14 protein-coding genes are annotated in these 21,925 nt (G+C 57.4%); 7 read left to right on the top strand and 7 right to left on the bottom strand.

What is annotated here, in order from left to right:
- Positions 1–68 precede the first annotated feature (68 nt).
- Genes B9Z40_RS01570 through B9Z40_RS01555 form a run of 4 tightly spaced genes read left to right on the top strand, consistent with a single transcriptional unit; the run spans position 69 to position 12,891 of the window.
- On the top strand, positions 69–917 hold the full coding sequence (locus B9Z40_RS01570) for a peptidyl-prolyl cis-trans isomerase (protein WP_143473916.1): 849 nt from the start codon (positions 69–71) through the stop codon (positions 915–917).
- Positions 914–2,641, top strand: a complete 1,728-nt coding sequence (locus B9Z40_RS01565) for a ShlB/FhaC/HecB family hemolysin secretion/activation protein (RefSeq protein WP_100171570.1) — start codon at positions 914–916, stop codon at positions 2,639–2,641. Before B9Z40_RS01570 ends, B9Z40_RS01565 begins: the two co-directional genes overlap by 4 nt.
- Before the next feature lie 41 nt (positions 2,642–2,682).
- A complete protein-coding gene (locus tag B9Z40_RS01560) occupies positions 2,683–12,627 on the top strand; it encodes a YDG domain-containing protein (protein ID WP_100171569.1) in 9,945 nt (3,314 codons plus the stop codon).
- Positions 12,628–12,648: 21 nt separating this feature from the next.
- Positions 12,649–12,891, top strand: coding sequence for a hypothetical protein (locus tag B9Z40_RS01555; RefSeq protein ID WP_100171568.1), 243 nt, complete (start codon positions 12,649–12,651; stop codon positions 12,889–12,891).
- On the opposite strand, the gene dut is transcribed toward B9Z40_RS01555, so the two are convergent.
- Positions 12,877–13,347, bottom strand: a complete 471-nt coding sequence (dut, locus tag B9Z40_RS01550) for a dUTP diphosphatase (RefSeq protein WP_100171567.1) — start codon at positions 13,345–13,347, stop codon at positions 12,877–12,879. The two genes, B9Z40_RS01555 and dut, sit on opposite strands and share 15 nt — an antisense overlap.
- A 48-nt stretch (positions 13,348–13,395) precedes the next feature.
- Positions 13,396–13,929, bottom strand: coding sequence for a peptidylprolyl isomerase (locus B9Z40_RS01545; protein ID WP_100171566.1), 534 nt, complete (start codon positions 13,927–13,929; stop codon positions 13,396–13,398).
- A gap of 66 nt (positions 13,930–13,995) precedes the next feature.
- Here B9Z40_RS01545 and B9Z40_RS01540 point away from each other — a divergent pair, with 66 nt between their 5' ends.
- Entirely contained in the window at positions 13,996–15,123 is a 1,128-nt protein-coding gene (locus B9Z40_RS01540) for a cupin domain-containing protein (protein WP_100171565.1), read from the top strand.
- A gap of 193 nt (positions 15,124–15,316) precedes the next feature.
- Complete coding sequence (locus B9Z40_RS01535) at positions 15,317–15,505, top strand: hypothetical protein (protein WP_100171564.1); 189 nt, start codon at positions 15,317–15,319, stop codon at positions 15,503–15,505.
- Between the two features lie 90 nt (positions 15,506–15,595).
- Here B9Z40_RS01535 and bamC read toward each other — a convergent pair whose 3' ends face one another.
- The 5 genes from bamC to B9Z40_RS01510 all read right to left on the bottom strand — a co-directional run bounded on the left by bamC (position 15,596) and on the right by B9Z40_RS01510 (position 19,746).
- A complete protein-coding gene (bamC, locus tag B9Z40_RS01530) occupies positions 15,596–16,711 on the bottom strand; it encodes an outer membrane protein assembly factor BamC (RefSeq protein WP_369823381.1) in 1,116 nt (371 codons plus the stop codon).
- A 20-nt stretch (positions 16,712–16,731) separates the two neighbouring features.
- On the bottom strand, positions 16,732–17,628 hold the full coding sequence (gene dapA / locus B9Z40_RS01525) for a 4-hydroxy-tetrahydrodipicolinate synthase (protein ID WP_100172853.1): 897 nt from the start codon (positions 17,626–17,628) through the stop codon (positions 16,732–16,734).
- Between the two features lie 86 nt (positions 17,629–17,714).
- Entirely contained in the window at positions 17,715–18,284 is a 570-nt protein-coding gene (locus B9Z40_RS01520; RefSeq protein ID WP_100171563.1) for a bifunctional 2-polyprenyl-6-hydroxyphenol methylase/3-demethylubiquinol 3-O-methyltransferase UbiG, read from the bottom strand.
- Between the two features lie 17 nt (positions 18,285–18,301).
- Positions 18,302–18,538 carry a hypothetical protein gene (locus tag B9Z40_RS01515; RefSeq protein ID WP_100171562.1) on the bottom strand — a complete coding sequence of 79 codons (237 nt, stop codon included), beginning with the start codon at positions 18,536–18,538 and terminating at the stop codon, positions 18,302–18,304.
- Positions 18,535–19,746, bottom strand: coding sequence for an MFS transporter (locus B9Z40_RS01510; RefSeq protein WP_100171561.1), 1,212 nt, complete (start codon positions 19,744–19,746; stop codon positions 18,535–18,537). The genes B9Z40_RS01515 and B9Z40_RS01510 overlap by 4 nt, the downstream gene beginning before the upstream one ends.
- 122 nt (positions 19,747–19,868) lie before the next feature.
- Between B9Z40_RS01510 and B9Z40_RS01505 the strand changes: the two genes are divergently transcribed.
- Positions 19,869–21,860, top strand: coding sequence for a DNA topoisomerase IV subunit B (locus tag B9Z40_RS01505; protein ID WP_100171560.1), 1,992 nt, complete (start codon positions 19,869–19,871; stop codon positions 21,858–21,860).
- The last annotated feature ends 65 nt before the right edge of the window (positions 21,861–21,925 follow it).

The raw sequence follows: 21,925 nt of genomic DNA, 5'->3' as shown, positions 1-21,925 counted from the left end.
GTAACTGGTTACAAGCCTGATCTGACCACCAACAACCATGATCAAGTGCCCAAATTTATAGGGCAGTGTTGACCTGCACTTTTCTGGTGCAGGCCGTCTATGTCATGGATGGGGTGTGTCAGATGTTCAAGTTTTTGACAGTGGTGGTGTTTTTTTGGTTTTCTTCATCGGCATTGCATGCGCAAACGTCGCTGCCCTCCGGGGCAATTGCCTCTGTCAACGGGGTTGCCATACCCACCAAGTTGCTAGACCAGCTGGTGTCAGCAAGCACAGCGCAAGGCCTGCAAGACTCGCCGCAGTTGCGCAATGCAATCAAAACTGAGCTGATTGCCAAAGAGCTTTTTTGGCAAGAGGCCCAAAAACGGGGATTGGACAAAACCCCTGAAGCCACAGCCGCCCTTGCTCAGTTACGACAGAACGTGTTGATCGACTTTCTCATTCAGGACGAGATCAAACAAAAACCCCTGACCGAGGCCGAAATCAAGTCTGATTACGACCGCCAGATCGCCAACTTGAGCGATGCACAGCAATACCAGCTGCGCCAGGCCGTGTTCTCGACTGAAGCCGAGGCCAAAGCGGCCATTGCCTCTGTGCGCTCAGGTGTATCGCTGGCCAAGCTGGCCAAAGACAAATCGCTGGATGCAAGCAAATCCAATGAAGGCCTGATGGACTGGCTGCTGCCCAACCAGATCGTCCCAGCCGTGTCCAACGTCATCGTCAATCTGGGGAAAGGGGCCATGGCGGCCACGCCTATCCAAGTGGGCGATGGCTGGCACGTCATCCGGGTGGAAGACACGCGCAAGTTTGCGCCCCCCACCTTCGAGCAAGCCAAAGAGGGCATCCGCGCTGCTTTGCAGCAAAAAAGACGTTTTGAACTGCTCGGCGAACTGTCGCGCAAAGCCAAGGTTGAACTATGAAATTACCCAAGGTGATGACTGTGCAAATTTTCACAACCCCTTTAGTATTGGCGCCTTTAGCGCTGGCCAGCCTGGCCTGCTTGTGTGGGCCAGTGCATGCACAAACCAAGGCGCCCGATGCGGGCGCCATCATGCAAGGCATCGACCGGGACCGCAAACCTGCTGGACCGACAACGCCCGCCCCCGCACTGGCACAACCCGAACCTACCGCCAAAAGCCAAGGCGAAGCGACCGTGGTGGTCAAGCAGTTCACGTTGACTGGCAACACCTTAATTGCTGAAGCCGCACTGCAAGGTGTGCTGCTGCCTTATGCCCACCGCGCCTTGACCATGGCCGAGCTGCAGCAAGCGGCCGACGCGATCGTGCAGTACTACCTGGACCAAGGCTACTTGACCCGCACCATCTTGCCCAAGCAAGACGTGACCGAGGGCGTGGTCCGCATTCAGGTCATCGAATCGAGTTTCAGCGGCATCGAGATCGAGTCCAAACTCGAGGGCAAACGGATCAACGGAGACCGGCTGCGAAAGACGATTGCCGCCCAAATCCAGTCGGGTGACCCCATGTCGCTCAAGAAGCTGGAGCGTGGCCTGATGCTGGCTGACGACATCCCGGGCGTGAATGTCACCGGCCGCCTGACTGCTGGCGCGAGCGACCTGACCACCGGCGTGGTGCTCAATGTCAGCGACGAGCCGTTGATTTATGGTGAAGCGGCCATCGACAACTTTGGCAGCTACTCCACAGGCCCTGTGCGCCTGACGGTGAACGGCACCATGAGTGGCGCATTCAAGATGGGTGACCAGTTCAGCCTATTCACCATGAAGACCTCGGGCATCGAGTTTGCCCGCTTCGGCTTCAGCCTGCCTGCAGGCCATGACGGTTGGCGGATTGGCACCAACGCCAGCACCATGCAATACAAAATTGTGGAAGGCCCTGCCGGCAAGGGCACATCGGTGGTGTTGGGGCTGGACGCCAACTACCCCATCTATCGCAGCCGCCCTGACAACTTGTACTACGTTGCCAATCTCGACAAAAAGTTCTTCAACAACACCGACTCACTCGGCGACACGACCACCAAATACCACTCGGTGGTGCTGTCTACAGGCTTGAACGGCAGCATGACCGACAAAATCCTGCCCGGCGGTTTGACCGCAGGTAATGTGATGCTGTCGCTGGGCAACATCAACCTGAATGGTTCACCCAACCAGGCCGACGACTTGGCCACCGTCAATGCACAAGGCAGTTTCCAAAAACTCAAGTACACCGCCACTCACACGCAAAACATCACCAAGGACTTGATTGGGTTTGCCTCGTTTGCGGGGCAGGTGGCCAGCAAAAACCTCGACAGTTCTGAGAAGTTTTACCTGGGCGGCCCTTTGGGCGTGCGTGCTTACCCCAACAACGAAGGCGGTGGCAGCCATGGCCAGCTGCTGACTTTGGAGCTGCGCCAAAACTTGCCCAGCGATCTGGTGTTGACGGCCTTTTATGACCGAGGCCACGTCACCGTGAACAAAAACAACGACTTTGCAGGCGCAGCCAACCCCAACCAGATGAGCTACGCGGGCGCTGGCCTGCAGCTGGCCTGGTATGGCCCGAAAAACAGCAACGTCAAAGTGATCTGGTCGCGCCGTTTGGGAGACAACCCCTACCCGGCATCCACTGGCACCGACCAGGACGGCACCCAAACGCTCAACCGCGTTTGGTTCAGCGCGTCCATCCCTTTCTGAAAATTTTTGCCTGAGCTTGCTGAACGCAGGCCATTGATGACATGAACAAAGTTCACCGCACGATTTGGAACAACGCCCTCAATGCTTGGGTTGCCGTGGCAGAAAACGCCAAGTCCAGTGGCAAAACCAAGACCAGCAAAACCCTGCTGGCCACGCCACTGCTGGCTGCGCTGACCGCCACGGGGGCACTGGCCGCGCCGCCCAACCCGCCAGCCACCAACGCCCTGCCCACAGGCGGCGTGGTGACTGCAGGCATGGCCAGTCTGGGCCAGGCGGGCACAGCGGCTGCCCCGGTGCTCAACATCAACCAGAGCAGTCAGCGAGCCGCCATCAACTGGGGCAGCTTCAACATCGGGCAAGCGGCCACGGTCAACTTCAACCAACCCAATGCCCAGTCGGTCACGCTCAACCGCGTGCTGGATTCCACCCCCAGCCAGGTCTTTGGCAAGATCAATGCGCCCGGACAGGTGTATCTGGTCAACCCCAGCGGCGTGTACTTTGGCCCCAGCGCCAGTGTGGACGTGGGCGGCCTGGTGGCCACCACGCACAGCATGAGCGACGACGAGTTCATGGCGGGCAGCAACACCTTCAAGCGCAACGGCGCCACAGGCCGGGTAGAGAACGAAGGCGAACTCAAAGCCAAACTGGACGGCTACATTGCCCTGCTGGCCCCCGAGGTGGTCAACAAAGGTGTGATCGTGGCCGAGCGCGGCACGGCGGTGCTGGCCAATGGCGAGTCGATCACACTCGATTTCAATGCCGACCACAAACTGAGCGGCATCGTGGTCACGGCCAGCGACATCGCGTCGTTGATCGAGAACAAGCACGCCATCGAGACGCCAGACGGGCAGATCATCATGAGCGCCCAATCGGTCAGCGCCCTGCGCGGCAGCCTGATCAAGAACAGCGGCAGCCTGATCGCCAACACAGGCGCCAACAGCATCACCCACAAGGGTGGGCGCATCTTGCTGGAGGGCGATGACATCACGCTGAGCGGCACATCCAAGATCGAAGCCAAAGGCGAGCAGGGCGGCGGCACGGTGCTGGTGGGCGGCGACTGGCAGGGCAGCAATGGCGTGTACCAGGCCACCAAGACCACCATGGAGGCGGGCGCGACCATTGATGCCAGCGCCACCCAGAACGGAGATGGGGGCAGGGTGGTGTTGTGGAGTGATATATACAACACGAGCAGTTTGACGACGGTTGATGGGTCTATTCTTGCCAAGGGAGGGCAGTCAAGTGGTGTCGGTGGGCAAATCGAAACCTCTGGCTATGTGTTGAACGTCAATGGCGCTGTCAATGCCGGTGCGCGTGGCTTGTGGTTATTGGATCCGGCGGATGTGAACATTTCAAGTGGCAGTCCGGGCGCAGCTGCAATTCAATCGGGCATCAATGCAGGCAGCAACGTGATTGTCACATCGACGGGTGCGATTACCCTGCCTACCCTCACATTTTCTGCGCCACCCAATGACGCGACTTTGACTGTTGACAACACAGCTGCCAGTGTGACTACAACAAACAAAATAACCATTGGCACCATTTCCAGCACGGCAGGCACATATGGCGTCAGTTTGGTTGCCAAGAGTTCTGGCAACAGTATCAAAGTCAATGGTGTTATCAATTTAACAGGGTCAATAACGCTGGATAACAGCTACGGCTTGGTTAATTCAGCCTATGTGTCTGGAACGATAAATACGACCAACATTGGGACTCTCGCATCTTCGGGTGGTACTTATGGTGGTATTGAATTTGCCAGCTCTGGTTTTCATTTGACTGCTGGTAAAAATATCTCGATATTTGGTGTTGCGAGTGATAAATCTGGATTTTCAACGCAAAGTGGTGGAACAAGTAATACCCCAAATATGACAGCTGGTTTGGATGTCAGTATAAAAGGCTTGTCAGCTTCAACTTCTGCGGCTGTGAATATGCCTGACTATACAGCGGCAAGAACATTGACCTCAACTGCTGGAAATATAGCGATTACAGGTACCAACACGTCCAGTGGCAATGGTGTTGAAATGAGGTATTTCAGTGTTATCGCCAATGCAGCCACTGCTGCACTGTCTTCCAAAGGCATCATTGATATATCAGGCACTTCCAATACCGGTAATGGTGTAATTTTTACTATAGGTATGGGAAGTACGGATAGCGGTGCATTGGCAAGAGTAAGTGGCAATAAAATAAATATCACGGGTGTGACAAAAAGCACCACGACCGATGTCACGTCAAGCAGCAGTCGCGCTGCAGTGGATCTTGAACGCTATACTTTTGTTGTCAACAGCAATGACGCAACCACGGCAGCATATGCATCAGGGGGGGATGCAATCACCATCAGTGGTACGGTTGATAGCCCAACAAATATTGGCGTGCGTGCATTTAATAGTCCCAACAATTATTATGCCTATATTGGACAATTGGCTAACGGCGGAGATGTCAAAATATCCAGCAATGGATCCATAACTTTGGGTAATACCAATAACAGAGTGGCTTTAGACGCTGGTCGGGCATCCAATACAAACCCAGTCTCTGTATATTTGGATACCACAGCAGGCAATCAGAGCAGCACCATAACTGCTTTTAACGCTATCCAAACGCCTGTTGGTATTCCTTTTAATCTGTCTGTCTTAACGAATGGTGCCGCCATCAAAGTACCGGCATTGCCTTTTAGCGGCACTGTGTTGTATATCGGTGGCAATCTCCTTCTGGACAATACTTGCATAACTTGCGCCATCAAATTGGGCCCATCATCATCAGCGGCTTCGGTGAGCAATGGTGTCAGCTTTGATTTTAATGTGTCTGGCGTTCGTGGTGTAACGGTTGGAAAATCTTTTGATGTCAATATTCTTACATCTTCTTTGTCAGATAAAGTCAATAATTTTCCCATCGGTACTGAATACACCATCACGGCTGGCTCTTTGAATTGGAAATCGGCTGTCACGACTGCGTCTGGGTCCACCACATCGGGTGGCGGTAACTTCAATTTAACCGATGTCAGATTAAATATCACCGGTTCAACGGATGGGATCAATGCTGGTGCTGCTAATTCATTTATCTCAGCTGGCTATAACAGAATCGCTGGGGATATTTATGGCGGTGCTCTTATCAAGCCATTTTCTTACAGCAATACGGGTACAGGCCAATTCAGTGTATTCACGGGTGCACCCACGTTGGTGCCAACCACTGATTATCAAGAGAACTCGCAAGCATTTAGCGTATTGAATTCTTCAGCAACAACGTCTGTATTGACCAATATGGTTTATGCAGCGGACTACAGTGCTTTGGGCACCAGGCCGGCGGGGCATACAGGTAATTTGCCTGTGATCTATAACCGTTATGCACCACCTTCTTCACTCACGATCAACTCTTCGGCGGTCGTTTCCAGGCCTTACGGCACCAGTGAGACAGATGCGCTGACCGCTGTGCGAAGCTTGCTGTATGCCAATTCAACAGTCACGGTGGGTGCAAGATACCTTGGCTTGGTTAACACAACCGCCTCGAACAGGGATGCATATCTGCAGTCTCTGATCAACTTGGTGGGCTTGCCGAGTACAACAATGTCTGGCGCCAATTTCAGACCCGTCGGTACATACGCTGAAATACTGAATACCGTTGGCTCTATCACTGGTGTGACTTTGTCAGGTTCTGGTGTGAATGATGGTACGGGCGGTACGGTGGCGGGTACATTCAAAAGCACATTGGATATTACAAAAATAGATTTGACGGTTGGTGGACTGTCTGCTGCTGAGAGAAATTACGATGGAACGGTGACCGCCACAATTACCGGTACAACCACATACAGTGGAAAACTAACGGGCGATGCTGTTTCATTTACCTACACAGGTGGCAATTTTGATTCCGCCAATGCTGGACTTCGATCAGTCGCTTTGTCCGGATCTGCGAGCGGTTTGGATGCTGGTAACTACAACATCGTGACGCCATCCAGCCTGCAAGGGACGATTAATCAGAAGGCTTTGACTGTCACAGGCCAAACAGCCGCCAACAAGACTTATGACAGCACCAACACGGCTACGCTCAGCGGCGGCACGTTGGTGGGTGTAGTGGGCAGCGAAAACGTGACCTTGACCCAGGCAGGCACCTTTGCCCAGGTCAACGTGGGCACTGGCATCAGTGTCACGGCGGGTAACTCGTTGGGCGGCACGGCTATGGGCAACTACACGCTGACGCAACCCACGGGCTTGGCTGCTGACATCACGGCCAAGGCTTTGACCGTCACAGGCCAAGCAGCCGCCAACAAGACTTATGACAGCACCAACACGGCTACGCTCAGCGGCGGCACGTTGGTGGGTGTAGTGGGCAGCGAAAACGTGACTTTGACCCAGGCCGGCACCTTTGCCCAGGTCAACGTGGGCACAGGCATAAGTATCAATGCGTCCAACACATTGGGCGGTACGGCCATGGGCAACTACACGCTGACGCAACCCACGGGCTTGGCAGCAGACATCACGGCCAAGGCCTTGACCGTTACGGGCCAAACAGCTGGCAACAAGACCTATGACAGCACCAATACCGCCACGCTCAGTGGTGGCACGTTGGTGGGTGTGGTTGGCAGCGAAAACGTGACCTTGACCCAGGCCGGCACCTTTGCCCAGGTCAACGTGGGCACTGGCATCAGTGTCACGGCGGGTAACTCGTTGGGCGGCACGGCTATGGGCAACTACACGCTGACGCAACCCACGGGCTTGGCTGCTGACATCACGGCCAAGGCTTTGACCGTCACAGGCCAAGCAGCCGCCAACAAGACTTATGACAGCACCAACACGGCTACGCTCAGTGGCGGCACGTTGGTGGGTGTAGTGGGCAGCGAAAACGTGACTTTGACCCAGTCAGGCAACTTTGCCACGGTCAACGTGGGCACAGGCATAAGTATCAATGCGTCCAACACATTGGGCGGTACGGCCATGGGCAACTACACGCTGACGCAACCTACGCTGACGGCTGACATCACGGCCAAGGCTTTGACCGTCACAGGCCAAGCAGCCGCCAACAAGACTTATGACAGCACCAATACCGCCACGCTCAGTGGTGGCACGTTGGTGGGTGTACTTGGCAGCGAAAACGTGACCTTGACCCAGGCAGGCACCTTTGCCCAGGTCAACGTGGGCACGGGCATTAGCGTTACCGCGGTCAACTCGCTGGGCGGCACGGCTATGGGCAACTACACGCTGACGCAACCCACGGGCTTGGCAGCAGACATCACTGCCAAGGCCTTGACTGTTACCGGCCAAACAGCTGGCAACAAGACCTATGACAGCACCAATACCGCCACGCTCAGTGGTGGCACGTTGGTGGGTGTGGTTGGCAGCGAAAACGTGACCTTGACCCAGGCAGGCACCTTTGCCCAGGTCAACGTGGGCACGGGCATTAGCGTTACCGCGGTCAACTCGCTGGGCGGCACGGCCATGGGCAACTACACGCTGACGCAACCCACGGGCTTGGCAGCAGACATCACGGCCAAGGCATTGACCATCAGTGGTTTGACTGCCAACAACAAACCTTATGACGGCACCACGGCAGCAACTGTTAGCAGTTGGGGCAGTGTGAGCACTGGGGTTGGCAGCGAAACGCTGACGCTCAACAGCGGGACAGCCACTTTTTCCGACGCCAATGCGGGGTTGGGCAAGACAGTCACGGCCACGGGTTACACCCTGGCAGACGGCAGCAACGGTGGGTTGGCCAGCAACTATGTGCTCAGCAGCAACAGCAGCACAAGCACCGCCGACATCACCCGCAAGGTGTTGACGGTCTCTGGTTTGACGGCCAGCAGCAAGACCTATGACGGCACCACGGCAGCCTCCGTCAGTGGTGCCACTGTGGTCACAGGTGTCAGTGGCGAAAGCTTGACGCTGAACGGCGGTGCAGCCACCTTTGCCGACGCCAATGCAGGTGTGGGCAAGACGGTGACGACCACGGGCTACACCTTGGCTGACGGCACAGGTAGTCTGGCCAGCAACTACACGCTCAGCAGCACCAGCAGCACGGCGTCGGCCACGATTGACCCGAAGACTTTGACGGTCAGTGGCTTTGCTGTGAGCGGCAAGACCTATGACGGCACCAACGCGGTCTCGGTCAGCAACTGGGGCAGTGTGGCCACAGGCATCAATGGCGAGGCCTTGACGCTGAACCACGGCAGCGCAGGTTTGAGCGATTTCAACGCAGGCACGGGCAAAACCGTGACGGCCACAGGCTATAGCCTGGCCAACGGCACGGGTGGTTTGGCCAGTAACTATGTGCTCAGCAGCACCAGCAGCACCGTCACAATGGACATTGCCCAAAAGCAGGTCACGGTGAGTGGATTGGCCATGAACAACCGCACCTATGACGGCTCGGCGGATGTCTCGGCCAGTGTGAGCAGCTGGGGCAGTGTGGCCACTGGGGTGGCTGGTGAGGCCTTGGTGTTGACGCCTGGCACCGCCAGCATGGCCGACGCCAATGCAGGTACGGGCAAGACAGTCACGGCCAGTGGCTATGCTCTGGCCAACGGCACAGGTGGTTTGGCCAGCAACTATGTGCTGACCAGTACCAGCAGCACCACCACCATGGACATTGCCCGCAAGGCGGTGACGGTGCTGGGGCAGACCGTAGGTAACAAAACCTACACCGGCACCAATGCGGCCCCGGTCAGTGGAGGTACTTTGGACTGGGTCATCAGCGGCGACAACTTGCTGCTCAACCAGTCGGCCACATTTGCTTCTGTCAACGTGGGCACGGGCATAGCTGTGACGGCCACCAACACCTTGGGCGGCACATCGGTGGGCAACTACCTCATTTCCACGCAGCCCACACTGCCCAACGCGGACATCACGGCCGCCACTTTGACGGTGACGGCCAGCAGCGCGAGCAAGGTTTACGGTTCTTCGCAAATATTTGCGGGCACCGAGTTCACCAGTGTTGGCCTGCAAAACGGCGAGTCGATTGGTTCGGTCAGCTTGAGCAGCACAGGCGCTGCGTCGACCGTGGGTGTTGGCAGCTACCCGATTGTGGCCAGCGCTGCTACGGGTGGCACTTTCTTGGCCAGCAACTACACCATTGGCTACACCAACGGCGCTCTGACCGTGACGCCCAAGGCCTTGACGGTGAACGGCCTGACCGTGAGTGGTAAGACCTATGACGGCACGACCACGGCTGCAATCAATACGTCTGCTGTGTCGCTGGCGGGTTTGGTGGGAAGTGACGATGTCACCGTTACAGTGACAGGGGCCAACTTTGTGTCGGCCAATGCAGGCACGCACACGGTGTCGTTGACCTCCACCAACGGTGGTGCCCATGTGGGCAACTACACCATCACCGCACCCAACAGCTTGACGGGCACCATCAGCCAAGCTCCTTTGACGGTCACAGCCGACGCCAAGAGCATGACTTATGGCGGCAATGCTTTGCCCAGTTTGACTTACACGTCATCGGGGTTCGTCAACAACGAAACAGCCTTGTTGTTCAGCGGCGCGTTGGCCACCACGGCCACGGCCTACAACGGCACAGCGGGCAGTGGCTCCAACGCAGGCACTTACCCCATCAACGTGGGCACGCTCAGTGCGGGGGGCAACTACGCCATTGCCTACACAGGCGCCAATCTGACAGTGAACAAGGCGCAGCTGACGGTCACGGGCAACAGCCCGAACATGACGTATGGCGCCAACAGCCTGCCCACGCTGAGTGCGGCTTACACGGGCTATGCGAACGGTGACACCAGTGCCGCAGGCTTGGTGGGGGCGCCCACAGTCAGCACTGCAGCCACGGCCTACAACGGTACGGCGCGCAGTGCGTCGGACGTGGGCACCTATGCCGTCACCACCAGCGTGACAGGCATGAGCTCGACCAACTACACGTTTGCGCCAGCCAATGGCACGCTGACGGTGAACCAGGCACCCATCACGGTGGGTGGTTTGGCAGTCAGTGGCAAGACCTATGACGGCACGACCACAGCCGCCATCGATGTGTCTGGTGCGACTTATTCGGGCCTGCTGGCGGGTGACACCGTCAGCGTGAGCGTGACAGGGGCCAGCTTTGCATCGGCCAATGCGGGCACGCATGCGGTGAACCTGACTTCGACAGCGACCGGTGCGCAGGCTGGTAATTATTCTGTGACGGCGCCTGGGGGGCTGACGGGCATCATCAGCCCTGCAGTTTTGACCGCAACAGGCGCTAAGGTTTACGACGGCGCAGCTGCTTTCACTTCAGGTCAATTGAGTTTGATCGGCGCTGTCCCCGGTGAAACGGTGGCTGCTACAGCCGGAACCGCCACAGCCAGTTCGCCCAATGTTGGGGCCTACAACGGCACCGCTTTGACTGGCTTGGCGATTGGTGTCACAGGTGGCGGTGCGCTGGCCAGCAACTACTCCTTGCCGGCCACAGTCGACCTCAACATCACTGCAGCGCCTATCGTCGTTGAACCTGTGATTCAAGATTTGTCCGTGGCTTTGACTGGAACGGTCGCTAAGGTCTATGACGGCTCGACAACCGCCAGACTGACTGCAGGCAATTACGCCATCAGTGGTTTTGTCAACAATGAAGGCGCGAGCATCACCCAAACCACCGGTTCTTACGACACCGCCAATGCAGGCACGGGCAAGATGGTTACGGTGAACCTGGCAACGGGTGATTACGCTCCAAAAAGCGGGACCAGCCTGAGCAATTACGTGCTGCAAACGGGTGTGGTGACTGGTCGGGTGGGCACCATCACCCCTGCGCCTTTGACGATTCAGGCCAATGACCAAAGCAAGACCTATGACGGCACGGGCCACACGGCAGGCGTGACGTACTCGGGTTTCGTGGCAGGGCAAAATGCCAGCGCGCTCACAGGCACGCTGACCTCTGCGGGTGTGAGTAACTACGACGGCGTCTCTGTGTACGGCGGTGATGTCAGCCCAGGCAGTTACGACGTCACGCCTGCGGGCCTGACGTCTTCCAACTATGAGATCAGTTACTCGACGGGCTTGTTGACCATTGATCCGGCGCCTTTGATGGTCACTGCCAAGAGTTTCACCAAGGTACAGAACAACGTACCTTATCGCGGTGGCAATGGTGTGACCTATGCGGGCTTTGTGAACGGTGAGGGTGTCTCGGTACTTTCTGGCACCTTGGCGTATTCGGGCTCCAGCCAGAACGCAACGCGTCCTGGAGCTTTCAACATCATTCCTGGTGGTTTGTCGTCGATCAACTATGTTTTGAGTTATGTGAACGGAACCTTGACGATCACGCCCAAGCCAGTTTTGGACAACGTGGCTTCGACAGTGAGCACATCGACGGCGACATCTTTGCAGCAAAAAACCGCCACAACTGCGGTTGCGACCACTGCGGCTGCAAGCCCGCCAGTGATTGAGCCAACTGCAAACACCAAGTCTGCTTTGGATTTGGGTGCATTCAAGGTGGTTGGCACTACGCAGGCTGGGCAGGTTGATGTGGTGTTTGTTCCGAATCCGGCGCAGCCACAACTTGTTGTGCCAGTGGTTCAACTCCCATTGGCTACAGGGCTGGGCACAGTGCCTGACACTGTGGTGGGGCAGCTTTATTTGACAGTTGGCCTTGTGGCGCCCGCATCGACAAGCACTGCATCTGCGGCAGGTTCGACAACGGCAGCAGGCACTGCAGGCACCACAGGCACCACAGGCACCACAGGCACCACAGGCACCACAGGCACCACAGGCACCACAGGCACCACAGGCACCACAGGCACTACCGCGGCCGCAGGGGCGGGATCAACGACGGCAGCGGCAGATGGCTCTTCAGCTTCCACAACCAGCGCTGAGGATGATAAGAAGAACAACGTGCGGGTGGAGCAGACTCAGATCACGACGGTGCTGGCCAACGATGCACCGCTGCCCACGCAGTTGACTTTCAATCCAGAAAACAAGACATTCGCGTTGGCCAAGGGGGCAGATCTCAAATTGCCCTTGCAGGTGAAGATACAGCTGCGTCAAGGCGGCAGCGTGGTGTCTGAAAAACTCGTGATGCTGACGAATGAGTTTTGATGGGTTGAATGGAATGCATCCATGACCCACGAACACTGGTCGATTGCGGATGGTCTCCAACTGCAAGCGCTGATGACGAGCTTGCAGTTGGATGATTGGCAAATTGCACAAGCGAATGCACTCAGCGTTCACCAGGTTCGTGAGTTACTTTCGGGGGTGCAGGTCGGCAAGGCGAGCAATTTTTATTCAGAGCGAATCAAGCGCCATGCGGGTCAGCAGTTGTTGGAGCGGCTAGGTAATGGAGGGGGCTCAAACGCCGGTTGAGCCAAACCCGCCACCACCGCGTTGGCTGGTGGTGCTGAATTCGTCCACCACTTTGAATTCGGGGCGCACCACGGGCAAGAACATCATTTGGGCAATGCGCTCACCGGGCTGGATGGTGATGACGGCATTGCTGTTGGCGGGGTTGCGGTTCCAGACGCTGATGTAGCATTGGGCGGTGTAGTCGGCGTCGATCAGGCCCACGCTGTTGCCCAGCACCAAGCCTTTTTTGTGGCCCAAGCCAGAGCGGGGCAGGATGACAGCGCAAAAGTCCAGCGAGTCCATGTGCAGCGCGATGCCAGAAGGGATCAGCACGGCGGCTTCTTGGGGCTGGAGTTGAAGCGGCTGGTCAATGCAGGCAAACAGGTCAATGGCCGCAGCCAGTTGGGTTTGGTATTTGGGCAGACCCCACTCGTGCAAACGGGCGTCCAGGACTTTTATTTCGATGGCGGTTTTCATGTTCGGGCTGTGCGTGAGGTTGTGCCGGGCTCCGTGCGCTCAGTGCGCTCAGTGCAGGGTAGGGCCGTTGGCTAGGCCTTCATCGCCGACTTCAATTTTGAAGAAGCCGGTGCCGCAGCTGCCGCTGCCCACTTCGGCTTCTGTCGGCTCGCGCACCGAGTCGACTTTCAGGTGCAAACGCAGTGCAATGCCCGACAGCGGGTGGTTGGCGTCTAGAACAACGTGCTCGGGGTAGATTTCGGTCACGGTGTAGAGGGCGTTGCGCGGCGCATCCGGGTTGCAACCCGCTGGCAAAGCAGTGCCTTCGATCGTGAGGCCGGGCTCGAGCCCTTCTGGGAACAGGGCCAGTGGCTCCAGAAACAGCAGGTTTTCATCGAAGTCGCCAAAGGCGTCTTCGGGCTCCAAGTGCAGGTCGACCTTGGCGCCACGTTCGTGGCCTTGAAGAGCTTCTTCGATCTTGGGCAGCAGGTCTTGGCCGCCAATGAAAAATTCAACGGGCTCGTCCAGGGTGTCCAGAACTTCGCCCAGCGTGTCTTTGAGTGTCCAGGTCAGTGCGACCACAGAAGGTGTCTTGATTTCCATACGACAATTGTCGCAGTTTGGCGGCCACTTTTTGGCCGCTTTGGTTTCGAGACTTGAGAACCCGAGATGAACACAGAACAACCCTTGGCTCTGCTGGGTGGCTTGACGCCCAGCCAATTCATGAAGCGCCATTGGCAGAAAAAGCCTTTGCTGGTGCGCAACGCCATCCCCAATTTTGTACCGTGTGTCGGGCGCACTGAATTGGTGGCGTTGGCGGGGCAAGAGGGTGTGGAGTCGCGCTTGATCGTGGATTCTCCCAGGGGCTGGAAGATGAAGCATGGCCCGTTTCCTAAGCGGAGCTTGCCACCCTTCAGCCAAAAAAAGTGGACTTTTCTAGTGCAAGGCGTCGATTTGCACCACGACGGCGTGCACGCACTGATGCAGCAGTTTCGTTTTGTGCCCGATGCGCGCTTGGACGATGTGATGATCAGCTACGCCAGCGATGGCGGCGGTGTGGGGCCGCACTTTGACAGCTATGACGTGTTTTTGCTGCAGGCCCATGGCCAACGCCGTTGGCGCATTGGTCGCAACAAGGATTTGACGCTGCAGTCGGGCGTGCCGCTCAAAATTTTGCAAAACTTTGAAGCCGAAGAGGAGTTCGTGCTGAACCCTGGCGACATGTTGTATTTGCCCCCCAAATACGCACACGACGGCGTGGCCGAGGGGGAGTGCATGACCTGGTCCATTGGTTTCAGGGCACCACAAGAAGGTGAGTTGGCGCGAGAACTTTTGTTGGGTTTGGCCGATGAGGCTTTTGAGGGTGTGGGCGATGCCCTCTACCGTGACCCCAAGCAAGCGGCGGTGTCGTCTTCGGCGGCCATTCCGCCGGCTTTGGGTGACTTTGCGCGTCAAGTGCTTGATAAAGCGCTTAAAAATCCGCATTTACTGGACAGTTTGCTGGGTGAATACCTGACCGAGCCCAAGGCCAATGTTTGGTTTGACATAGCCGACAAAGAACCGGATTTGTCTGAAGGCGTTCAATTGGACCGACGCACCAAAATGATGTACGACGATCGGCATGTTTTTATCAACGGCGAAAGTTTCCGGGTCGGGGGCGGCGATGCCCGGTTGTTGCGTCAATTGGCAGACAACCGATCGCTTTCGGCGTCTTCTTGCGCTAAATTGAGCGAATCTGCGTCTGAGGCTTTGCTGGATTGGATGGCGTCCACTTGGTTGAAACCCTTAGAAAAATGACCCTTTTGATCCGGGGTCTCGAAGGTTTCGTGTCAGCTTTGTCGTGTTCGTTACCGCAAGCACTAGGGAAAACGCTATAATGCCCAACTGAGTGCAGAAGAGCTCGAGTGCTTTTGTCTCGGTTCAAGTTTTCTTGAATCAGTCTTCGACAATTTCCGGAAATTGTTTCTTAACCCCTACAAGGAAAATCATCATGAACAAGTCCCTCGTTTTGGCCGCCATCATCGCTGCTGCTGCTCTGTCCGCTTGCGGCAAAAAAGAAGAAGCCGCTGCTCCTGCCGCTCCAGCTCCTGTGGCTGCTCCAGCTCCAGCTGCTGACGCATCTGCTGCTCCTGCTGCTCCAGCTTCCGCACCTGCTGCTGACGCATCTGCCGCCAAGTAATTGGTCGCCGCTCTCCCGGTTTGTGCCGGGACTGCAACAAAAAACCCCGCATTGCGGGGTTTTTTTATGGGGTCAGTGGCCTTGAAGCATTCAGCGCAGTTCGTTGGCCAGCAGTTTCAAAATGCGGTCTGCATTGCCCGAATTTTCGGGTTGACCGTTGGCATCCAGCACTCGAACCACGCTGACGTTGCCCTTTTCGGTCAAGGCGATCCTGTAGCGTGACAAAGACGCTTCTTCTTTTTTGCTGCTGAACAGGCGACTCAAAAAGCCCGGCTCTTTGGCCGTGGTGGTTCCTGGTGCCACGTAGCGAACAAAATAAACCCCTTTGCTGCGGTCACGGTCTTCCACCGTGAAGCCGGTGCGGTCAAGCGCCACACCTGTACGCCGCCAAGCGCGGTCCAAGTTGTCGTTGATCTGTATCGTGGGTTGACCATCGACGTTGGTCACGATGGCCCCTTGAACAGGTGCGGCAAGCACTGTGGCCGTTTTAGCAGCTTCTGGAGTTACACCCAGTTTCACCATCAAGCGGCGCAAAAATTCGATCTCGAGTTCTGCGTCACTGGCACGGGGTTGCCACATGGTTTGGTCTTTTTGTGCGTTGGCGTAGTTTTCGACCATGCCGCGGTGCGTGATGTAAATTTCAACGCCGCCTTGCGCATTGCGCTCGACGCGTGTTCTGAACTTGTCTCGCTCACCAGAGGAATACAAGGAATCCAGCACTTTGCCCAGGGTTTTGCGAATGATGTCTTGTGGAATTTTGGCCCGGTTCTCTGCCCAATCGGTTTCCATGATGCCGACATCGGGTGCGTCCGTGATCAAGACGAAACCATTGTTGGTCCAAAATTCACGCAGGGGTTCCCACACTTTGTCAGCGGGGCGTGCCACCACCAACCAGCGTTGGTTGCCTTGGCGTTCCATGCGCACGTCACCCAAGCTGTTGGCAGCTGTCCCCGCGTCGGTCACGCGAGCGCTGGCACTTTGAAAACCGGATGCTGTGGCCGAATTGCTTTCGATGGCGTATCGCGAGTCTTTGCGCAGTTGGCTCAGGTCGGGCGGAACCTCCAGTGTGGTGGCCTTGGATGCGCTTTTGTAGTCAATTTTGCTTTCTTCAAGCACAGAGCAACCGCTGACCAAAATGGCCAAAGTGGCAATGAAAGCCGTGCGTTGCGCCGCAGAGCGAGACAAAGTGCGATGGGACAATTTCACAAGCAATCCTTAAATGGAAATCAAATCAGACCGCTGGCCTTGAGGGCTGCCTCAACCACGGGCCGCTGAGACTCAGACAGCTCGGTCATGGGCAGGCGCAAAGTGGGGCCGCTGAGACCCATGCGGTTCATGGCCCATTTCACGGGAATTGGGTTGGCCTCGACAAACAGGTTTTTGTGCACGGGCAACAGCAAAAACTGGATGCGCATGGCTTCTTTCACGTCGCCACGAATGGCGGCCATGCACAGCTCGTGCATCAAGCGCGGGGCCACGTTGGCGGTCACGCTGATGTTGCCCGCACCACCGCAAAGCATCAGGGCCACTGCAGTGGCGTCATCGCCCGAGAAAACGGCGAACGCTTTGGGCACATCGCGGATGAGCCACTGGGCGCGCTCGATGTTGCTGGTGGCTTCCTTGATGCCGATGATCCCTGGCACTTGGGCCAAGCGCAGCACGGTGTCGTGCTGAAGATCGGCCACGGTGCGGCCAGGCACGTTGTACAAAATCACGGGCAGCTTGGGCGTGGCCTCGGCGATGGCCTTGAAGTGCTGGAACAGGCCTTCTTGAGTGGGCTTGTTGTAGTAGGGCACCACTTGCAATTGGGCGTCAGCACCGATGGATTCGGCATATTTGGCCAGCGAAATGGCTTCTGCGGTGGAGTTGGCACCGCACCCGGCAATGATGGGGATGCGCTTGGCCGCTTGTTCAACCGACACACGCAGGATTTCGCGGTGTTCGTCCACGTTGACGGTGGGCGATTCGCCCGAGGTGCCGACGATCACCAGCCCATCGGTGCCTTCGGCCACATGCCAATCGATCAGTTTTCGCAAGGTGGGGTAGTCCACTTTGCCGTCTTCGAGCATGGGGGTGATCAGGGCAGGGATACTACCTTGGATAGGGCGAGATTCGGTGGTCATGTCAGGTGTTTCTGAACTGAAAGAGGTCATTCTAACGATTGCAAACGCTTTTCAGGTGTTGCTGCGGGTGGGAATGTGTCCCGATGTCACGGGGTCTGTTGTGCGGGGTCAGCGTTGGCTTTCAAGGGCCAGCGTGTCACTTCGCCCGCAGTCTTGGCCCGAATGGCCACAATGCGCTGCACAAACCGGTCTGGCGATGACTCGAAGCCCTCTTCGTAAGCCACGGTGTGCAGGCCTTCGGTGGCCCGCAGCAGTTCGCCCGGTTGCAGCAAAAAGTCGGGGCGAGACGGTTTGCCGACGGTTTCGTTGCCTGCAGCAAAGGTTTCGTAAATCAGCACGCCACCGGGTGCCACGCTTTGCACGATGTCGGGCATCAGTGCGCGCCAAAGGTAATTCGTCACCACCACGCAGCCAAAGGTTTTGCCCGTGAACGGCCAAGGGCCGTTTTCAATGTCGGCGCAGCTCACTTGTCCATAAGCTTGGGCCAGTGAAACCGCATCGGGGTTGCGGTCAACGCCTATTGCGGTGTGCCCCAGTGATCCCAAAAACCGCATGTGTCGGCCTGCGCCACAAGCCACATCCAGCACGCGGCTGTGGGGTGCTATCAAATGCGCCCAGCGTTGGACCCACAAGGAAGGGTTTTCGGTGCCGTGCATGGTTTTTCCTTGTGATGCTAAAAACAGGCCCAAAGCCGATCGGACAACATGATCACCAGATCGGGCTTGGCATAGAGCCAGAACGTCAGGCCCAGCGCCGCAACCAGCAAAACAAAAATCCAGGTCACGCCTGCATTCGCGAGCTGGGGCTCGCTCCCACCAACTTGCGCACCGTCAGATTCGATGGGTGTTGTGTGGGAGGCCCCCCCCGCGGCCGAAGGTTTGCTCTGGTTATCCGACATGCTGGTGTTCATGCGGCTTGGGGTGCTTGGCGCTGAATGGGGCTCTCGCGCACTGGCAAATTCACCAGCGCGGCAAAGACGCCCAGGGCAATGGCCAAGTACCAGACGATGTCGTAGCTGCCAGTCTTGTCATACAGATAGCCGCCGAGCCACACGCCCATGAACGAGCCGATCTGGTGGCTGAAAAAGATGAAGCCGCTGAGCATGGACAGGTGTGAAATGCCAAAAATCTGGGCGACCGCCGCGTTGGTGGGCGGCACGGTGGACAGCCACAGCAAGCCCATCACGCCCGAGAAGATGTACACACTGGTGGGCGTGAGCGGGGCCAGCAAAAACAGCGTGATGGCCACCGAGCGGGCGATGTAAATGAAGGCCAGGATGTTTTTCTTGGCCATTTTCTGGCCCAAGGTGCCCGCGATGTAAGTGCCAAACACGTTGAATAAACCGATCAAGGCCAGTGCATAACTGGCCACCTGGGGGGCCAAACCATGGTCTTTCAGGTAGCTGGGCATGTGCACGCCGATGAACACGACTTGGAAGCCGCACACAAAATAACCCGCCATCAGCAACTGGAAACTGGGGTATTTGAAAGCTTCCTTCAAAGCTTGGCCGATCGTTTGGTCTCGCTTGACTTGGCCCGGCGCATTCAAGGCGGGTTCACGCAAACCCCAAGCCAGCGGGATGATCAGCATCGCTGCCGCCGCCAAAATGACCAAAGCGGTTTGCCAACCCATCTGGCTGATCAGCAAGCCCTCAACGGGCACCATCAAAAACTGACCGAAACTGCCCGCTGCCGCCGCCACGCCCATGGCCCAAGAACGGCGTTCGATGGGCACGTTGCGACCAATCACACCGTAAATGACCGCGTAGGTTGTGCCCGCTTGGGCCGTGCCGATGATCACCCCGGTGAACAGGGCAAACATCCAAGGGTCGGTGGCCCAAGCCATGCCCAAGAGACCCACGCCGTAGACCACGGCGCCCAAGGCAATCACGCGGAACGCACCGAACTTGTCGGCCACCATGCCCGCAAAAATGCCCATGAAGCCCCAGGAGAGGTTTTGGATGGCCATGGCAAAGCCGAATTCCTGGCGGCCCCAGCCTTGGGCTTGGGTGATGGGCTGAAGCCACAGGCCAAAGCCATGGCGGATGCCCATGGACAGGGTGACGATGGCTGCGCCGCAAATCAGCACCTGGGTCAGAGAAAGGGGTTTGTGTTGCATCCCCTGACTTTAACCAATGTGATGCGGCCTCGAGGTCGCTCAGATGCCTACATGCCATTCAGGGCTTGAGTACTGTTTTTGCATCCAGTGCCTCGACTGAAATCCCACTACAATCCGCCACCATGGCAACCCAATCTACCGTCAAAACCTCCAACGCCTCGAGTGAATATTCCGAAGGCTCGATCCGCGTCTTGAAGGGCCTGGAGCCCGTCAAGCAACGCCCGGGCATGTACACCCGCACCGACAACCCCCTGCACATCATCCAAGAGGTGCTGGACAACGCCGCCGACGAGGCTTTGGCCGGCTACGGCAAAAAGATCAAAGTCATCTTGCACGCCGATGGCTCGGTCAGCATCGAAGACGATGGCCGTGGCATCCCCTTTGGCTTGCACCCTGAAGAAAACGCCCCAGTGATCGAGTTGGTGTTCACCCGCCTGCACGCGGGCGGCAAGTTTGACAAGGGCAAGGGCGGCGCGTACAGCTTCTCGGGCGGCCTGCACGGCGTGGGCGTTTCGGTGACCAACGCGCTGTCCAAGCGCCTGGAAGCCACCAGCTACCGCGAAGGCCAAGTGGCCACCTTGGTGTTCTCGGGTGGCGACGTGACCGAGCCGCTGGTCAAACGCGCCACAGGCGAGGGTGACCGCAAACAAGGCACCACCGTGCGCGCGTGGCCCGACGCCAAATACTTCGAATCCAGCGCGCTGCCCATGAACGAGCTGACGCACCTGCTGCGCAGCAAAGCCGTGCTCATGCCGGGCGTGACTGTGACTTTGGTGAATGAGAAAACCAAAGAAACCCAGCAGTGGCAATACAAAGCCGGTTTGCGTGACTACCTGACGCAAACCCTGAACGGCGACCCGGTGATCCCCTTGTTTGAAGGTGAAGGCTTTGCCGACGGCAACAATGAGAGCTTTGCTGAAGGCGAGGGCGCATCGTGGGCAGTGGCCTTCACCGAAGACGGCGCGCCGGTGCGGGAGAGCTATGTCAACCTGATCCCCACCAGCGCTGGCGGCACGCACGACAGCGGCTTGCGCGATGGCTTGTTTACTGCCGTCAAAAGCTTCATCGAGCTGCATGGGTTATTGCCCAAAGGCGTCAAGCTCATGCCCGAAGACGTGTTTGCTCGGGCCAGCTATGTGCTGAGCGCCAAAGTGCTGGACCCGCAGTTCCAGGGCCAGATCAAAGAACGCCTGAACTCGCGCGATGCCGTGCGTTTGGTGTCCAGCTTTGTGCGCCCGGCGCTCGAACTCTGGCTGAACGAGCATGTGGATTACGGCAAGAAGCTGGCTGAGCTGGCCATCAAGGCCGCGCAAACCCGCCAAAAAGCGGGCCAAAAGGTGGAAAAGCGGAAGAGCTCTGGCGTGGCCGTGTTGCCCGGCAAGCTCACCGATTGCGAGAGCAAAGACATCCTGCACAACGAGGTGTTTTTGGTCGAGGGCGATTCGGCCGGTGGCAGCGCCAAAATGGGCCGCAACAAAGAAAGCCAGGCCATCTTGCCCCTGCGCGGCAAGGTGCTCAACACCTGGGAAGTAGACCGCGATCGCTTGTTCGCCAACAACGAAATCCACGACATTTCGGTGGCCATTGGCGTGGACCCGCATGGGCCCAACGACAACCCCGACATGAGCAACCTGCGCTACGGCAAGGTCTGCATCTTGTCGGACGCGGACGTGGACGGCTCGCACATCCAGGTGCTTTTGCTCACCTTGTTTTTCCGCCACTTTCCCAAGCTGATCGAAGCCGGGCATTTGTATGTCGCACGGCCGCCGCTGTTCCGAGTTGATGCGCCTGCACGCGGCAAAAAGCCCGCGTCCAAAGCCTATGCATTGGACGACGGCGAGCTCACCGCCATCATCGACAAGCTGCGCAAAGACGGTGTGAAAGAAGGCGGCTGGAGCATCAGCCGCTTTAAGGGCTTGGGTGAGATGAGCGCCGAGCAGTTGTGGGACACCACACTCAACCCCGACACGCGCCGCCTGCTGCCCATTGAGCTGGGCCCTTTGGACAACGCCGGCACCGAAAACCTCATGACCCAGCTCATGGGCAAAGGCGAAGCCGCCGCCCGCCGCGAGCTGATGGAACTGCACGGCGACAGCATCGAAATCGACGTTTGACGAATCCCCTGTGGGAGCCCGCCCCTGCGGGCGAATGCCTTGACCCGGCACCTCGCCTGTTGGAA

This window comes from Limnohabitans sp. 15K, from assembly GCF_002778285.1.
Taxonomy (GTDB): domain Bacteria; phylum Pseudomonadota; class Gammaproteobacteria; order Burkholderiales; family Burkholderiaceae_C; genus Limnohabitans_A.
Note: the sequence above shows the minus strand (reverse complement) of the source record. Positions and strands in the feature narration are given on the sequence as shown.

Excerpts from the sequence above, each read along its gene's own strand:
- B9Z40_RS01565 (WP_100171570.1), top strand. The coding sequence starts at position 914 with ATGAAATTACCCAAGGTGATGACTGTGCAAATTTTCACAACCCCTTTA.
- B9Z40_RS01560 (WP_100171569.1), top strand. The coding sequence starts at position 2,683 with ATGAACAAAGTTCACCGCACGATTTGGAACAACGCCCTCAATGCTTGG.
- B9Z40_RS01555 (WP_100171568.1), top strand. The coding sequence starts at position 12,649 with ATGACCCACGAACACTGGTCGATTGCGGATGGTCTCCAACTGCAAGCG.
- dut (WP_100171567.1), bottom strand. The coding sequence starts at position 13,347 with ATGAAAACCGCCATCGAAATAAAAGTCCTGGACGCCCGTTTGCACGAG.
- B9Z40_RS01545 (WP_100171566.1), bottom strand. The coding sequence starts at position 13,929 with ATGGAAATCAAGACACCTTCTGTGGTCGCACTGACCTGGACACTCAAA.
- B9Z40_RS01540 (WP_100171565.1), top strand. The coding sequence starts at position 13,996 with ATGAACACAGAACAACCCTTGGCTCTGCTGGGTGGCTTGACGCCCAGC.
- B9Z40_RS01535 (WP_100171564.1), top strand. The coding sequence starts at position 15,317 with ATGAACAAGTCCCTCGTTTTGGCCGCCATCATCGCTGCTGCTGCTCTG.
- dapA (WP_100172853.1), bottom strand. The coding sequence starts at position 17,628 with ATGACCACCGAATCTCGCCCTATCCAAGGTAGTATCCCTGCCCTGATC.
- B9Z40_RS01520 (WP_100171563.1), bottom strand. The coding sequence starts at position 18,284 with ATGCACGGCACCGAAAACCCTTCCTTGTGGGTCCAACGCTGGGCGCAT.
- B9Z40_RS01515 (WP_100171562.1), bottom strand. The coding sequence starts at position 18,538 with ATGAACACCAGCATGTCGGATAACCAGAGCAAACCTTCGGCCGCGGGG.
- B9Z40_RS01510 (WP_100171561.1), bottom strand. The coding sequence starts at position 19,746 with ATGCAACACAAACCCCTTTCTCTGACCCAGGTGCTGATTTGCGGCGCA.
- B9Z40_RS01505 (WP_100171560.1), top strand. The coding sequence starts at position 19,869 with ATGGCAACCCAATCTACCGTCAAAACCTCCAACGCCTCGAGTGAATAT.